This is a genomic window from Nannocystis sp. RBIL2 (assembly GCF_026626745.1).
Taxonomy (GTDB): Bacteria; Myxococcota_A; Polyangia; order Nannocystales; family Nannocystaceae; genus Nannocystis.
In genome coordinates this window covers 1,218,967-1,234,375 of sequence record NZ_JAPNJW010000001.1, presented here as the reverse complement: position 1 = coordinate 1,234,375, position 15,409 = coordinate 1,218,967, and the positions used below count along the sequence as shown (strand labels likewise).

The window sequence follows — 15,409 nt, the reverse complement described above, 5'->3', positions numbered from 1 at the left end:
CTCCCTCATGGCAGAGTCCGCTGGGCCCGCGCCATCGTCAAGCTCGCGCGCCGCGGATAAGCTGCGGTCGATGCGTCGCTCGCTGGCCCTCGTCGTCGCGCTGCTGTGTTCGAGTTGTGTACACGCAGACAAAACGCGGTCTCCCGCGACGCATGCGCCGATCGACGTGATCGAGCTCGAGCTCGCGGAGGCGCAGCGACGGATGCAGACCGGGGTGCTGTCGTCCGCAGCGTTGACGGCGGCGTACCTCGAGCGCATCGCGGCGATCGACGACGCGGGCCCGGCGCTGACCGCGGTGGTGGAGATAAGCCCGCTCGCGCTCACGGAGGCCGAGGCGCTCGATCAGGAACGCGCGCAGGGGCGGGTGCGAGGGCCGCTCCACGGGATCCCGGTGCTGATCAAGGACAACATTGACGTCGCCGGGATGGTCAACTCGGCCGGCTCGCTGGCGCTGGCGGAGCACCGACCGCGGGTCGATGCGCCGCTGGTCTCGCGCCTGCGCGCGGCCGGGGCGGTGATCCTCGGCAAGACGAACCTCAGCGAGTGGGCCAACTTCCGCTCCAGCGATTCGACGTCGGGGTGGAGCAGCCGCGGCGGGCAGACGAAGAACCCGTACGCGCTCGATCGCAACCCGTGCGGCTCGAGCTCGGGCACCGGCGCCGCGATCGCGGCCAGCCTCGCCGCGGTCGGCGTCGGCACCGAGACCGACGGCAGCATCCTCTGTCCGTCGGCGATCCAGGGGCTCGTCGGGCTCAAGCCGACGGTGGGGCTCATCCCTGGCGCGGGCATCATCCCGATCTCGGCGACGCAGGACACTGCAGGGCCGATGGCGCGCACGGTGCGGGACGCGGCGCTGCTGCTGAACGGGATGACCGAAGGGACAGGTGATTACGCCGCCGGGCTCGACGTGGCGGCGCTGCAGGGCAAGCGGATCGGCGTGCTGCGCCAGGCGATGGGCGCCGACCCGCGGCTCGACGCGATCACCGAGCAGGCGCTGGCGTCGCTGCGCGCGGCCGGGGCGGTGTTGATCGATCCGGTGGAGATCGCGACCTGGCAGCAGTGGGGCGAGCACGAGTTCGAGGTGCTGCTGTACGAGTTCAAGGACGGGATCGACCGCTACCTGCGCGAGTCGGGCGCGCCGGTGTCGTCGCTCGCGGGGCTGATCGCGTGGAACCGCGAGCACGCGCGCGCGGTGATGCCGTGGTTCGGGCAGGACGTGCTCGAGCAGGCGCAGGCGAAGGACGGGCTCGACGCGCCGGCGTACGCGGCGGCGCGGGCTGCCGCGCGCCGGCTGGCGTGGGACGAGGGGCTCGGGGCGACGTTGACGACGCACCGGCTCGACGCGGTGGTGGCCCCGGCGATGGGCCCGGCCTGGCCGACGGACCCTGTCCTCGGGGACAGGATCGGCGGCGGCAGCTTCGGGGTGGCCGCGGTGGCGGGGACGCCGAGCCTGACTGTGCCGATGGGTGACATCCACGGGCTGCCGGTCGGGCTGGCGTTCCTCGGCAAGCCGCGCGGCGAGGCCGAGCTGTTGGCGATGGGCTACGCGTTCGAACAGAAGGCGCGCGCTCGCCGGGCGCCGACGTTCCGGCCGACCGTGACGCTCGCGGAGTGAGCGGGTGAGCGGGAGTCAGCGGTCGGGGCGCTCGGGCGAGCATGACGCTCCGAGCGCGGGGCGGCATGAAGCGCGCGGCGAGCGACAGCGCGACGAGCAGAGCCTGGCGCGAGGTCGGGGCGGACCCCGGGCCAGGACGCGGTCGCCGAGCGCGCGGGTGAGGGGCAGACCGCGAGATAGAAGCCATTGAGAGGCTGAATTCGCGGGGTGCGCGGATTCGCGCGAGGGCTTTCGAGGGAGGCCCGAAAAAAATCCGATCCCCCCGGGCGGGTCGCGACACCTCTGGGCCGAACGCGCAAGACCGGCGCCTGCGATCCGGGCCGGGCGATCGACCTCCATCGCCTGGCCCCCGGGTCAGGTCAGGTGCGCCTCGACAACAAGTCTTTTGAGACAGGAGCCAATGAACATGTCCCGAGTTATCCTTCTTTCCACCCTCGCGCTCGGCATCTCGACGGCCCTCACGGCCGGCTGCGAGCGCAACCCCTTCCCCGAGGGTCCCTGCAACCTCGGCTGCCCCGACGAGGGCCTCGCCGAGGGCAACGCGTCGATCTCCGGGATCGCCAGCGTGGACGCCTTCTTCGCCGCGGTGGTCGGGTTCGACAAGGCGGCGCTCGAGGTCAAGGCCGGGGTCGACGCCGAGCTGCGGGCGATCGCGGTATCGCTCGATCTCGACGCCGGCGCCAGCGCGGCGGACATCCGGGCGGCGCTGTCGGACAAGTTCTCGGGCGCGATCGAGGGCGGGCTCAAGGTGAAGTACGCGCCGCCGCGCTGCACCGTCGACGCGAAGGTGGCGATCGACGCGTCGGCCAAGTGCGACGCGGAGATCGATCCGGGCATGGCCTCGGTCGAGTGCAAGGGCTCCTGCACGGTCGACGCCAGCGCCTCGGCCAGCTGCGACGCGTCGGCCAAGGTGATGTGCAAGGGCACGGCCCCGGAGCTGAAGTGCAGCGGCACCTGCACGGGCACCTGCGAGAGCACGACCGGCGTCCAGTGCGAAGGCACGTGCAACGGCGGGTGCGACGGCTCATGCACCGTGACGAACGCCAACGGCGACTGCGCGGGCGAGTGCATGGGCACCTGCACGGGCACGTGTGAACTCAAGGCCGGGGCCCACTGCGAGGGCGATTGCCAGGGCTCGTGCGAGTACGAGGCGCCCGACGGCCAGTGCGAGGCCGGCGCGGAGGTGCGCTGCCAGGCGGCGGCCGACGCCAGCGCCGAGTGCAATGGCTCGTGCGACGGCGAGGTGGTGCCGCCGAAGGCCAAGGCCGAGTGCGAGGCGAGCGTCGAGGCCGAGGCGAAGATGCAGGCTCAATGCACGCCTCCGTCGCTCGAGATCCTGTGGCAGTGGAATGCGGACTTCGAGGACGAGCTCGATCGGGCCAGGTTCAAGGCGTGGGTCGAGGGCTTCCGCCTGCGCTACGCCGGCCTGCTGGCCGCGAGCGCGCGCGCGGAGCTGGTGATCGGCGCCGGGGCGGGGCTGGGCGACGCGGCGGTCGACCTGCTGGGGTCGTTGCCCGGCGAGCTCGACGGCGATCTTCGAGCCGCGCTGGGGCTGCCCTGCGCGCTCGCCGAGCTCGAGAGCGTGGGCACGCTCCTCCAGAGCGGCTCGGGCGCGTTGAGCGGGAGCGTGTCGGCGGTGGGCGAGATCAGCGCGGCGCTGGCCGGCGGCTGAGCGAGAGGCCCTTGGAGGCAGGGGCGGGTCGTGCGATCCTCGCGACCCGCGCCGCATGTCGAAGTCCACCAGACCCGAAGACCAGGTCGAGGCCGGGGGCCCGCGCGCGGCGGCGATGGCCCGCAACGACGAGGACCTGGCGCTGCTGGCGGCCTGGCGAGCCGGGGACGCGCGCGCGGGCGACGGGCTGGTGCGCCACTACGGGCCGCAGGTGGTCCGCTTCTTCGCCGACAAGGCGCGCGACTTCGAGGTCGACGACCTGGCGCAGCAGACGTGGGAGGCGCTGACGCACGCGCGCGACCGCTTCGTCGTGCCCGGCGAAGAGGTCGTGGCCGGCGAGCCGATCGCAGCCAGCTTCCGCGCTTACCTGTACGGGACGGCGCGCTTCGTGCTGTTCGCCCACTACCGCAAGAAGACCCGCGCGGCCCAGTTCGATCCGAGCCTGTCGTCGCTCGAAGATCTGTCGCCGTCGCCGAGCCGGCTGGTCTCGGCCCACGCGAAGCTCGAGCGCCTGTCGGCGGCGCTGCGCAAGCTGCCGCTGGACCTGCAGATCTTGCTCGAGCTCCGCTACGCGCAGGAGATGACGAGCGCCGAGATCGCGGCGGTGTACGAGATCCCCAAGAACACCGCGAAGAGCCGGCTGCGGGTGGCCAAGGAGCGCCTCGACGCCCAGCTGGCGCGCATGGGGCTGGGCCCGGCGCCGGGGTGAGGCAAAAGGCCAGTTCATCGCGCCGGCGGGGATGTCCTCGAGGACAGGTTATTTCAGGCTCGCCGGCGGCGAGCGGCGGACACGGGGTCTCGCAAACGAGAGCCGGGCCCGCGGCGACCGGGGCGAGCGGCAGCGGCTGCTCGAGGCCCACGACTACTTCGAAATTTCTGGTCCCGTACAATCAGAGCAGGAAGGTGAAGGCGAACTCGCCGCCGTCGAGGCTGGGGCGGAAGCGGGTGCCTGCGACCAGGCGCTCGAGGCAGGGGCTCACGTCGTAGCCGGGCGGGAGCGCGACTGTGGCCTGGCCGCGCGGGGAGACGGTGACGGTGCCGGCGAGCCTGACGGTGGCGGTCATGGTGCGGAAGCTCGAGTCGGCCTTGCAGGCGCGCACGTCGACGGCGCGGCGCTCCAGCCGGGCCCGCGCGGCGGCCGGGTCGAACGGGGCGAGCGGCTTCGGCGGGCGCGCGCTGCTGGCGCTTGCGACAGGTGCTTTGGGCAATGTTCTCTCGGACATGTCCTCGAGGACCGGTGCGGGCGGCGTCGCGCTCTCCGGGGCGCCTGCGGGTCGCGCGTCAGGTGACGACGGGACCGCCGAAGCGCTCGCCGGGCCGGGTGAAGGGAGGTTCGGAGGGGTCTCCGCCGCAGCGCCGGAGGCTGACGCGAGGGGTTCCGCGGGAGTGGGGCCATTCGCCGCTGGGAGGGGACTCGCGGTCGCGACCGTGGTCGCCGCGCCGGTGTCGTTCGGCTTCGCGGCGGCCGGCGTCGCGCTCGGGTCGGCGGTCACGTCGACGAGCGTCGGACCGGCGGCGTCGCCCGAGGCCTCGCGCATGCTGACGGCGACGGCGGCCACGGCCAGCGCGCCGCCGAGCGAGGCGGCGAGGAGCAGGCCGCGGCGGGCCGGGCGCTCGCGTGGTCGAGCAGACATGTCCTTCACGACATGGCCGGAGGGACTGGCGAGCGCGGCGCGGGCGTCGGCGAGGGCGGCGATGAGCGCGTCGGCCGACGGGTAGCGGCGCTCGGGGTCCTCGGCGGTGGCGCGGTCGATGAGCGCCCGCAGCGGCTCGGGCAGGTCGGCGCCGTGCAGCACGGGGGCGTGCGGCGGCAGCTCGACGTCGCTGGGCGCCTGGGCGGGCAGGCGGCCGAGCAGGAGGGTGTGGAGGACGACGCCGAGGGCGAAGATGTCGACGCGGTGGTCGGTGCGGCCGCCGCGGTAGATCTCGGGGGCGATGTAGCCAGGCGAGCCGCCGACGGTCCAGGTGGTCTTGGCCGTGCCGGAGAGGATCTTGGCGAGGCCGAAGTCGAGGACCTTGATGAAGTCGGGGTCGCCGTCGCGTTCGACGCGGAGGCAGTTCTGCGGCTTGATGTCGCGGTGGACGACGCCGCGCTGGTGCGCGGCCGCGAGGGCGCGGGCGATCTGGGTGACGACGTGGAGCGCGCGGGGCCACGCAAGCGGGCCCTCGCGCGCGAGCGTGCGGGCGAGGTCTTCGCCCTCGAGGTACTCCATGACGAAGAAGGTCGGGCCGGCCTCGGGCGGGCCAAAGTCGGTGATCCCGACCACGTTGGGGTGATCGATCTTCGACGCGGCCTGGGCCTCGAGCAGGAAGCGGCGGCCGATCTCGGGCTCGTCGAGGTAGCGCGCGCTGATGATCTTGAGCGCGAACAGCTTGTCGAGGTGGACGTGGCGGGCGAGGAACACCACGCCCATGCCGCCGGCGCCGAGCCGGCGCACGACCTCGTAACGGCCCTGCAGGACCTTGCCGACGAGCTCGTCGTAGGTGAAGAGGCGCCGCAGCTCGGGCCAATTCGGGAACGTGCTGTCGCCTGCCTCGTCCACGCGTCGCCTGCGGCGCCCGAGTCTAACACGCGCAGCCGCGGGGGCCGTCAGAAGCGGCCCTGGAGCCCGATGCCGAGGTTGCCGGGGCCGAAGCGCGGCCCGACTGCGACGGGCGCCCGGCCGCGGACGGCGAGGCCGACGCTGAGCAGGACGAGGCCGGTGAGCAGGGCGACGCCGGCGATCGGCGCGGCGATCCGGACCAGCCTGTCGGCGTCGTAGCCGCGCTCCAGGATCTCCTGCACCTCGAGGTCGCTGCCGCCGTCGCAGGCGATGTCCATGCCCCAGCAGACGCGGCGGCCGTCGCGGGTGGCGTCGCGGGCGAGGGCGATCCCGACGCCCATCGGCACGAGCGCGGCCGCGCCCACGCCGAGCACGGTCGCGCCGGCGATCCGGAGCGCGCGGCCGGGCCGGGCCGACCCGCGTGGCGCGGAGGACATGTCTCCGGGGGCAGGTCGTGGCGCGGCGGCGGTCGCGGGTGAGGTGGCCGGAGGGACATGTGAGCTGTCTGGAGGGACAGGCCGTGGGGCCGCGGGCCGGGTGTCCCCGGGGACGGGTTGACTCGGGGCGGGGTCTTGCGGGGCGGGTCCTTCGGGGGCGTCGCAGTCGACGGCGCCGAGGCCCTGCTCGATGCGGCCCAAGCGGGCGCGCTCGTCGGCGAGGGGGTCGGCGCCGGCGAGGTGCTCGCGCAGCAAGCTGCGGGCCGGACAGAGCTGCTCTCGCGCTCCGGCGCCGCGCTGGTGGGCGCGCAGGCGGGCGTCGACGCTCTCGCGCAGGAGCATCAGCCGCGGGCCGGTCTCGTCGGCCGGGGTGAGGCGGTAGGCGCGGGCGAACTCCTCGGCGGCGCGCGCGTCGTCGCCGGCCTCCTTGGCCGCCTGGCCTTGCTCGTAGGCGAGGTCGCGGGGCGAAGGGGCGGGTGGTCCGAAGGACAGGTCGCCGGCGATGGCGGCGCGGGCGGTGGCTGTCTCGAGGGACAGGAGGATGGCGAGGGCGGCCGCGAGGCGGCGAGCGGGCCGACTCGCGTGACGAGACGGGGGGCAGCCGGCCGTGAGCGCGGGAGGATGGGGGCGCGCATCGCTGGCTGTGCGCCGCAGACGAGGCGGCCGGGCGATCACTGTGACGTCTTCGCCGGCACGCATACGTCGTCCAGGCACTCCATCTTGGAAGGGCAGGGAGCAGGGCACTTACCTTGACCCGGACACACGCTCTCGTCGGTGTCGGCCTCGCACCCGGCGCTGCAACAGCTGAGCGCGCACAGGGGCTGGCCGTCGACGTCGAGGCAGACCAGGCTGTCGGATTCGCGGTGCTTCTCGCAGTTGCCGGCGATGCCCTCGCACAGGTCGGCGCAGAAGCCCCGCTCCGCGCCTTCGCGGTGGACGCAGCGCGGCATGCCGTAGGCGTGACACTCCTCGTCGTCGTCGCAGGGGGCGTAGGCGAGGGTGTAGCTGGTATCCTGGTGCTCGCCGCGCTCGCAGTGCTCGGGCGCAGGCCGGCAGCGATACCCGGAGCAACACAGGCCCTGGTCCTGGCCGCACGCGTCGTCGCGGTTGCACACTGCGCCGAGCAAGAAGTCGGCCTTGAAGCAGGCCATGAAGGCGCTCCCGAGGCCGAACAGCACGACGCACAGGCCCACTCGCGCGGCGTTTCGCACGGCGGCGAGGATAGCGCGTGGCCGCGGGCGCGGACAAGTAGTCGCCATGGCGCTGCTGTCGGTGCGTGGGGCCCATGGGCGCTCTGGACTGTTCGCACACGCGAGGACGAGCGCGACGGCGGAGTGGACTCGGGTCGTACGCTCGGCTCGGCAGTCGGCGCGAAGCCCGGAGGATCGGTGGGAGGTGATTTCGCGAGTTGCGAGAGATCGGCGCTCGCACGATCGAGCGCGCCGATCTTTGAAGCGCGAACCGCGAGCGCTAGCGAGGCGGTTTAGTCGTGACGCGCCGCAGCGGTCGATGCGACGGGGTCGTGAAGGAGGTTACGGCGAGCAAAATCGAAGTGGGCTCGCAAACTACGGTGCCGATCGATGCGATCGCAGGTCGCCGTCGAGTGGCATGTCGATCTTCAGGGCGCGCCGAGCCGGTCCTTCTGCAGCGTGAGCTCGTGGACGTCCCGGATCGACGAGCACGACACGGATCGCAAGCGCAGTGGCCAGGCGAAGCCGAAGTAGCGACGCGAGCGTCGCAGCGGCAGTGCGCATGCGCTCGTGGTGTGCAGCCCTCGGCGATCGTCCACGAGCGTGCATCGGCCTCTTCCGTGAAAAACGGCCACGCGGGCGCGGACCCGCGCGGTGCTCGAGTCACGGCCTCGCCGAGCTGTTCTCGTGTATCATCGGCGCCGCGAAGATGGGTCGCAGGACCGTGATTCTGCCGTCGCGCGGCGCTTTGATCGTCAGCACCGATCTGCACGGTTGCTGGGCCGACTTCATGGCGCTGCGCGAGCACTTCCTGACGGCCTCGGCGACGGAGCCGGCGACGCACTGGGCGATCCTCGGCGACACCGTCCACGGACCCAGCGACGAGGCGCGCGGGCGGCGGCCCGAGCTGTATGACTATTCGGACATGTCCGCCGAGATCGTGGCGGCGATCCTCGAGCTGCAGCGCGCGTATCCGGGTCGGGTCCACTACGTGCTCGGCAACCACGACCACGGGCACGTCGGCGGGCCGCGGACGGCGAAGTTTCACACCGACGAGGTCGCGGCGCTCGAGGGCCGCTGCACGCCGGCGCAGCTGGCCGACCTGCGGGCGCTGTTCGAGCCGGCGTTGCTGGCGATCGCGGCGCCGTGCGGGGTGCTGCTGTCGCACGGCTCGCCGGACGATCGCCTGCAACAGTTCGACGACCTCGACGGGGTGCGGCTGTCGCCCCGCGACAACGACCCGTACCGTCGCCACCTGCTGGCGACGTTCCTGTGCAGCTACGGCCAGCGCGACGAGGTGACTGCGCGGCTGCTGGCGCGGGTGTCGGCCAGCGCGGTGCCGGTGTCGCTGGTGATCCACGGCCACGACCGCGACGAGGAGGGGTTCTTCTCGAGCGGCCTGCGACAGGCTTGCCCGGTGATCTTCGGGGCGCCGAAGTCACACAAGCGATATGTCTTTTTGAACCTGTCCTCGAGGTACGACTCGGTGTCGGACCTGCGCGACGGGCATGAGATCCGTCGGCTCTACCCGGCCTGACGCTCGCACGAGCGATATGTCTTTTTGAACCTGTCCTCGAGGTCCGACTCGATGTCGGACCTGCGCGACGGGCACGAGATCCGCCGGCTCTACCCGGCCTGAGGCGGCGTTGTCCGCAGGGACAGGTTGGGCTAGGCTGCGCGCGTGCCACGGCGTGCACGCGCCAGCGAGCGGGCCGAGGCGCTCGCGCCGATGCTGGCGGCGGAGGTTCGGGCGCTGCAGCCGCGGCTGGCGCGGCTGACGGGCGAGGCGGAGGCGGAGGCGCAGGCGCTGGTGGCGGCGCTGTTCACGGCGCGTGGGCTGTCCGAACAGACAGGTGATGGGGCGACCCTGGCGCGAGCGCGCGAGCTGGCGCGCGCGGCCGGGCTGCAGCGCGAGCTCGCGGCGCTGACCGGTCCGCTGGCGGACGAGCTGGCGCGGATCGCCGGGCGACTCGACGCGCTCGAAGTGACGGGCGGCGAGGAGGCGGCGGAGGCGTTCTTCGAGCCGCTGCTGGCCAGCCTCGATCCGCGGCAGCGAAGGCGGAGCGGGGTGTTCTACACGCCGCGGCCGCTGGTGACTGCGATCGTCGCCGGCGTCGACGAGGCGCTGCGCGAGCAGCTCGGGCTCGCCGACGGCCTGGCGGCGACGGACTCGTGGGCGCAGGTGACGGGCGAGGCGGACAAGCCCGGGCCGTTCGTGTCGATCCTCGACTTCGCGTGCGGGACGGGGGCGTTCGTGCTGGCGTGCGTGCGGTCGATCGAGCGCACGATGAAGGACCGCTGGCGCCGCGAGCTCGGCGTGGCCGCGGACGACGATCCGGCCGTGCTGCAGCGCTGGCGGGCGTACGTGCCAGCGCACCTGCTGCCGCGGCTGCACGCGTACGAGCCGATGCTGGCGCCGCTGGTGGTCGCGCGGCTGCGTCTGGCGGACGCGCTGATCCGCAGCGGCTACGCGCCGAGAGGCGAGGAGCCGTGCGGCCTGGTGCGCCGCGACGCGCTGGCGCAGCCGCCCGAGCGGCGCTTCACGGTGGTGCTCGGCAATCCGCCGTATGCGTCGTCGTCGTCGGCGCCGGGGTGGCTGGTGGCCGAGCTGCGCCGCTGGAAGTCGGGGCTGACCGAGACCAAGAGCGACCTGCTGCGTGACGAGTGGAAGTTCCTGCGCCTGGCCGAGTGGCTGGCCGAGCAGGTGCCGCGCGCGGTGGTGGGGCTGGTGATCAACCGCGATCTGCTGGTGGGGATCGCCAAGCGCGGGCTGAGGGCCAGCCTGCAGGCGACGTTCCCGTGGCGCCGGGTGATCGACCTCCACGGCGACGTGCGCGGCGACGTGGTCGACGAGAACGTGTTCGCGATCACCCAGGGGGTGGCGATCGCGTGGCTGTGCAAGGGCGGCGGGGCGGGGCACCACGGCGGTTCGTTGCGCGGGCGCCGGGCCGACAAGCTGGCGCGGCTCGGCGTTCCCACTGAGTTGACGGGGCTGCTGCGGCCGCACCTGCCGCGGGCGCCGTATTACCGCTGGGACATGGCGGGAGAGACAGGTGATGTGCCGGGCGAGTACGCGGGTTGGTGGCCGTTGCCGGCGATCTTCGCGGTCCACAGCTCGGGGATCCAGAGCAAGAACGATCCGGTGTGCATCGGCTGGACTGCGGCGGAGGTGCAAGCGCGGGTCGAGCGGCTGGCCGGCGCGAGCGAGGCGGAGGCGCGGCGGGAACTGGCGATCGCCACGGACGGGGCCTGGTCGCTGACGGCGGCGCAGGCGGAGCTGCGAGCGCTCGGGCCGGCGCCAGAGCGGGTGCGGCGGATCCTGTACCGGCCGTTCGACTGGCGCTGGACGTACATGTCCGAAAAGTCAGGTGGATTCTTGGGCCGGCCGCGCGCGGCGGTGATGCGGCACATGCTCGCCGGCGACAACCTGGCGCTGATGTACAACCGCCAGATCGTCGGCCCGCGGGTGTCGCACTTCGGCGTGACGCGCGACGCCATCTGCCACGGGACGTTTTATCTCGGCAACCGCGGGCAGGACTTCCTGGCGCCGCTGTACCTGCTCGGCGAGGACGGGGCGCGCGCTGCCAACCTGCGGCCCGAGTTCGTCGCGGCGATGCGAAGCGCGACGGGGCTCGAGTTCGGGCCGGAGGCGCTGCTGCGCTACGTCTACGCGGTGGTCCACAGCCCGACGTACCGGGTGTGCTACGGGTCGGCGATCCGCGAGGACTTCGCGCGGGTGCCGATCGCGGCGGCGCCGGGGCTGGCGCAGGCGCTGGTGAGGCTGGGGGAGCGGCTGGTCGGGCTCCACCTGCTCGAGACGGCGGAGGTCGTCGAGGGGCTGGCCGAATGGACAGGTGAGCCAGGGGGCGTCGTCGAGGTCGTGACATGGTCCGAGGGACATGTCTTTATCGACAGGAAGAGAACGCGCGGCTTCGCCGGGGTGCCGGCCGCGGTGCGGGCGTTCGAGGTCGGGGGTTACGCGCCGTGCGAGAAGTGGCTGAAGGCGCGCCGCGGCCGGACGCTGACGGCCGAGGAGGTGCGGCACTACCGGGTGATGGTGGCGGCGCTGCAGGCGACGCTCGCGGTGATGGACGAGGTCGATCGCGTCATCGCGGCGCACGGCGGCTGGCCGGGGGCGTTCGTGATGGGCGAGCCGCCACCAGGATCGTGAGTCCCCCTTCGACGCGCTCGCGCGCCTGCGGCTCACTCGTCGCCGGGCTCGAGCGCGGCCGGGCGGGCGCCGGCGGGCAAGGCTCGCTGGGCGCGGCGGATCTGCTGCAACAGCTCGTCGGCGCGGGGGCTGCCGACGTGGGTGACGTGGCGTTTGCCGCGAGCGTCGCGCCAGACGATCCGCACCGCGCGGCCGCCGTCGCCGGGCATGTTGTAGATCCACTCGCCGGCCAGCGAGCGCTTGATGCCCCAGCCGCCGAAGCGGCGCCAGTCGTACTGCACGAGCTCGGCGTGCTCGATGCCGGCGATCGGGATCTTGGGGCCGAACATGGCGTACTGGACGTTGACGTGGCCCTCCGACACCGTGACGCGCAGGACCGAGGACAAGATCCACATCAGCCCGAACAGCGGCAGGCCGACGGCGATGCCGATGGCGCCGCCGACGAGGCCGCCGGCCGCCAGAGCGGCGCTGGCCACTGCGATGATGCTGAAGATGAAGATCGCGTGCAGCTGCCACGGCGCGCGGTGCTTGTGGCGGTACAGGACGGTGCCCTCGCCGGCCATGTAGTGCTGCTCGTACGCGTCGGGCGGACGCGAAGTGTCGACGGGGACGAGCGCGTGCGGCTCCTCGGCCATGGCGAGAAAATGTCGCGGCGAGGCGGTGCTGTCAACGCGAAGGCCGAGCGCCGCGACGCACCAGGGCCGCCTGCGCGAACCCGGCGGCGCCGCCCGTGGCGTGGCCGAGCGCGCTCAGCGGCGCGAAGACCGGGCCGGGGACGGGCTGCAGCGCGTGGGCGAGGTCGAGCGCGAGGAAGCACAGACCGTCGACCGCGAGCAGGAGGTAGGGCTGGGCCACGAGACCGCCGCGCATCGGCAAGACATGACGGAGCAGCAAGGCGGCGGTGGTGAAGACGACTGCGTCGCAGAGGGTGCTGACGGCGACGGCGACGTCGCGGATCGAGTCGAGGACGAGCGCGGCGAGGATCCAGGCGACGACGCCGAGCGTGGCGCAGGCGAGCAGCACCGCGACGACGCGCTCGCCCGGGCGCAGCGGGACGGTGAGGCCGCTGCGCCGGAGGACGCGCAAGAAGCCGAGCAGGGCCAGCGCGCCGAGGACGTTGGCGACGATCAGCAGGGCGTAGTCGAGGCGGTGGTCCGTGACGAGGCCCTGCCGCTGGAGCGCGTGCGCGGTCACGACGAGGCCGAGCGCGACGGCGCGGAGCAGCCACGGACGGCGCGGCGGATCGCCGGGGCCGAAGCTGGTCGCGGCCAGCACTGCGCCGAAGGTGCCGACGACCTCGGCCGCCAGCGCGTCGACGCCGAGGTGCAGCCCCGCGAGCACGAGCACGAGCGCCAGCAAGCGCGGCGTGGACATCCCAAGCAGGATGCCAGACCCGAGGCGCGGCGAAAAAGGCCCTATCCGTTGGCGGCGACGGCGACCATGGTGGCCTGACGGGCGGCGACGAGGGCCTGGATGTCGAGCAGGAGCTTGGCGTCGGCGAGCGGGCCGAGAGCGCCGTCCTCGCCGACCAGGTGGACGAACGCGAGGTTCGCGGCGAGCCCGAGGTCGCCGCGGCGAGACCACCACCGACTCGCGGTCAATCGATCGCGGATCGCGAGCACGTCGGCGACGATCCGCTCGACCGGGAGGGCGAGGAAGCACAGGATCGCCAGGTCGTCATACTCCTGCTGGCCGATCTTGGCCCCGGCGGCGCGGAACTGCTGGACGACGAGGGCGAACCGCTCGGCGATCTCGTGCGCGCCGAGGCGGCTGAGATAGAGGATGTTTGCGGCCGTCTGCAAGGCGTTGCCCTGCCACAGCCCGGCGTGCTCGTGCAGCGCGCGGTAGATGGCCTCGATGCCGGCGCCGATGGCCGCCGGCGTGCCGTCGCAGCCGACCATCATGGCGCAGGCGGGGAAGTCCTCGGGACCGGTCAGCCACCAGTGATAGCGCTTCATCTCGGCGTAGATCGCCGCGAAGCGCTCGACGTGGGCGCGGGTGGCGGGGGCGCCGCCGAGCGCGCGTCGCAGCACCAGCGCGGCGAGGGTCTCGTAGACGCCGCCGCGGCGCACGCCGACGTCGCGGAAGATCGCGGAGACGCGGTCGACCTCGGCGAGGAAGGCGTCGGCCTGGTCGCCGGTCTTGACGAGCTGCGAGGCGAGCACGCGGCGGGTGTCGCCGGGGGTGCTGCTCCACCAGCCGAACCTCTGCGCCAGCTGACGGTCGCACTCGCGGACCTGCTCGGCGATCGCGGCGGGTTCGCCGGGCACGCCGAGCAGGTTGATGGCGACCAGGCGCAGCGAGTCGCCGTTGCCGCCGAGGTCCTCCAGGGCCGCGAACAGCGCCTGGAAGCGGGCGAACGGGTCGGCGGCGGGGCCGGGCAGGGCGTGCTGGTCGCGGAACGCCATGGCGCGCCCGGTCAGTTTATCACTGGGCGATGATGGTCTCGCAGCCGAACTCGATGTTGATCTTGGCGTCGGGCACGCCCTGGATCTTGGCGCAGGTCTGCGGGCAGACGACGATCTTGGTCGGGTTCTGCTCGTCGTCGTAGTACCAGCCGTCGCTGACGTCGGCGCACTCGGCCGGGCTCGGGACCTTGCCGAAGGTCTCGGGGGTGCCGTCGTCGAACTCGACGTTGACCTTGTCGAAGTCGATCGGCTCGCCCATCGGCTCGGGGATGGTCCACTCGCAGGCGAGGGTGGCGGCCTCGATGACCTGGGTCGACAGCTCGTCGAACACCGGGGTGAAGTTCTGCAGGCAGAGGTCGCCCCACTTGCCGCCGGTGTCGGCGATGAGGTCGAGGTAGACGTCGCCGGCGTCGGCCGTGAAGGCGCAGCACACCGCGTTCTGGATGCACCACAGGATGTCGCTGGGGCCCTTGGCGCCGCAGATCGCGTGCATCTTGTAGTCGGCCATGCCGGCCTCGAGCGCCTTGAACTGGGTGTCGAAGGCGCCCGCGCCGAGGTTGGAGTCGTCGTCGGTGACGACGACGAGGTGAGTGGCGGCGTCGGGCCGCAGCAGGTCCTTGTATTGCGGGTAGGTGTCGAGGATGAGCTGCAGGGCGTTGTTGCTGCCGACGCCCTGATTGATGCGGGTGTAGGTCGGCGGCTTGCTGTCGGCCGGACAGTTGCCGGAGCCGAGCGGGGCGCCGACGCAGATGCTGTTGTCGGAGATCACGATGACGCGGACGTCGATGCCGCTGTTGATGATCTTGGCCGAGAACTGGTTCATGTTCGCCTGGACGCTGGCGATCTCCATGTCCATCGAGCCCGAGTTGTCGATGGCGAAGATGATGTCGGCCGGCTGCTTCTTGTTGGTCGCCGTCTCGCTGACTGCGGCGCATTCGCCGGTGGTGCCGTCGGTGGTAGCGAGGCTCGTCGACGTCGTGGTGGTGTCGTCGCCGGTGGTGGTGGTGGTGGTATCGAGCGACGTGGTGCTGGTATTGCTCGCGGTGCCGGTGGTATCGGGCCCGGTGGTGTCGACCGGCGCGGTCGTGCCCGTGGTCGGGTCGCCGGTGGTCGGATCGGTGCCCGTCGATTCGGTGCCGCTGTTGCCGGAGGTGGTCTCGGTCCCGGCGGTGGCCGTGGCGGTGGCCGTGGCGGTGGTCGTGGCCGTGACCGTGCCGCTGGCCGAGGTCACGCCGGTCCCCGAGGCGCTGCCGGTGGCGACGCCGCCGTCGTCACCGCAGGCGACGAGCAGGAGAGAACAAGTAAAGAGGAATTCGAGGCTACGCTGCGACATCACACAATCTCCGACGACGCGACGGAAGCACAGGTCGCCC

The 15,409-nt window shown here is 72.6% G+C and carries 12 protein-coding genes; 5 read left to right on the top strand and 7 right to left on the bottom strand.

The genetic code is table 11. The annotated features are described in order from the left end of the window. The first annotated feature begins 7 nt into the window (after positions 1 to 7). From OV090_RS04890 to OV090_RS04880, 3 genes are all read left to right on the top strand, one after another. Positions 8 to 1,615, top strand: a complete 1,608-nt coding sequence (locus OV090_RS04890; protein WP_346660350.1) for an amidase — start codon at positions 8 to 10, stop codon at positions 1,613 to 1,615. Positions 1,616 to 2,021: 406 nt separating this feature from the next. Continuing rightward, positions 2,022 to 3,287 carry a hypothetical protein gene (locus OV090_RS04885; protein ID WP_267702296.1) on the top strand — a complete coding sequence of 422 codons (1,266 nt, stop codon included), beginning with the start codon at positions 2,022 to 2,024 and terminating at the stop codon, positions 3,285 to 3,287. A gap of 55 nt (positions 3,288 to 3,342) precedes the next feature. Then, positions 3,343 to 3,996: a sigma-70 family RNA polymerase sigma factor gene (locus OV090_RS04880; protein ID WP_267702295.1), complete on the top strand. Its 654-nt coding sequence runs from the start codon at positions 3,343 to 3,345 to the stop codon at positions 3,994 to 3,996. A gap of 181 nt (positions 3,997 to 4,177) precedes the next feature. Here OV090_RS04880 and OV090_RS04875 read toward each other — a convergent pair whose 3' ends face one another. From OV090_RS04875 to OV090_RS04865, 3 genes are read right to left on the bottom strand one after another with little or no spacing between them, the layout of a single operon-like run. Continuing rightward, entirely contained in the window at positions 4,178 to 5,830 is a 1,653-nt protein-coding gene (locus OV090_RS04875) for a serine/threonine-protein kinase (protein WP_267702294.1), read from the bottom strand. A gap of 47 nt (positions 5,831 to 5,877) precedes the next feature. Continuing rightward, positions 5,878 to 6,966 carry a hypothetical protein gene (locus tag OV090_RS04870; RefSeq protein WP_267702293.1) on the bottom strand — a complete coding sequence of 363 codons (1,089 nt, stop codon included), beginning with the start codon at positions 6,964 to 6,966 and terminating at the stop codon, positions 5,878 to 5,880. Beyond that, complete coding sequence (locus OV090_RS04865) at positions 6,939 to 7,478, bottom strand: hypothetical protein (protein ID WP_267702292.1); 540 nt, start codon at positions 7,476 to 7,478, stop codon at positions 6,939 to 6,941. Before OV090_RS04865 ends, OV090_RS04870 begins: the two co-directional genes overlap by 28 nt. A gap of 688 nt (positions 7,479 to 8,166) precedes the next feature. Here OV090_RS04865 and OV090_RS04860 point away from each other — a divergent pair. Both OV090_RS04860 and OV090_RS50470 read left to right on the top strand, forming a co-directional pair. Then, complete coding sequence (locus tag OV090_RS04860) at positions 8,167 to 8,994, top strand: metallophosphoesterase (RefSeq protein ID WP_267702291.1); 828 nt, start codon at positions 8,167 to 8,169, stop codon at positions 8,992 to 8,994. A 144-nt stretch (positions 8,995 to 9,138) separates the two neighbouring features. Next, positions 9,139 to 11,628, top strand: a complete 2,490-nt coding sequence (locus OV090_RS50470) for a type ISP restriction/modification enzyme (RefSeq protein WP_267702290.1) — start codon at positions 9,139 to 9,141, stop codon at positions 11,626 to 11,628. A gap of 32 nt (positions 11,629 to 11,660) precedes the next feature. Here OV090_RS50470 and OV090_RS04850 read toward each other — a convergent pair whose 3' ends face one another. Genes OV090_RS04850 through OV090_RS04835 form a run of 4 tightly spaced genes read right to left on the bottom strand, consistent with a single transcriptional unit; the run spans position 11,661 to position 15,369 of the window. Beyond that, positions 11,661 to 12,263: a hypothetical protein gene (locus OV090_RS04850; RefSeq protein ID WP_267702289.1), complete on the bottom strand. Its 603-nt coding sequence runs from the start codon at positions 12,261 to 12,263 to the stop codon at positions 11,661 to 11,663. A 31-nt stretch (positions 12,264 to 12,294) separates the two neighbouring features. Beyond that, positions 12,295 to 13,002, bottom strand: a complete 708-nt coding sequence (locus OV090_RS04845; RefSeq protein WP_267702288.1) for a hypothetical protein — start codon at positions 13,000 to 13,002, stop codon at positions 12,295 to 12,297. A gap of 41 nt (positions 13,003 to 13,043) precedes the next feature. Further along, the gene (locus tag OV090_RS04840; RefSeq protein WP_267702287.1) at positions 13,044 to 14,036 is read right to left on the bottom strand and encodes a DUF4003 family protein; all 993 of its coding nucleotides are present in this window, start codon (positions 14,034 to 14,036) and stop codon (positions 13,044 to 13,046) included. 19 nt (positions 14,037 to 14,055) lie between these two features. Continuing rightward, complete coding sequence (locus tag OV090_RS04835) at positions 14,056 to 15,369, bottom strand: vWA domain-containing protein (RefSeq protein WP_267702286.1); 1,314 nt, start codon at positions 15,367 to 15,369, stop codon at positions 14,056 to 14,058. Between the last annotated feature and the right edge of the window lie 40 nt (positions 15,370 to 15,409).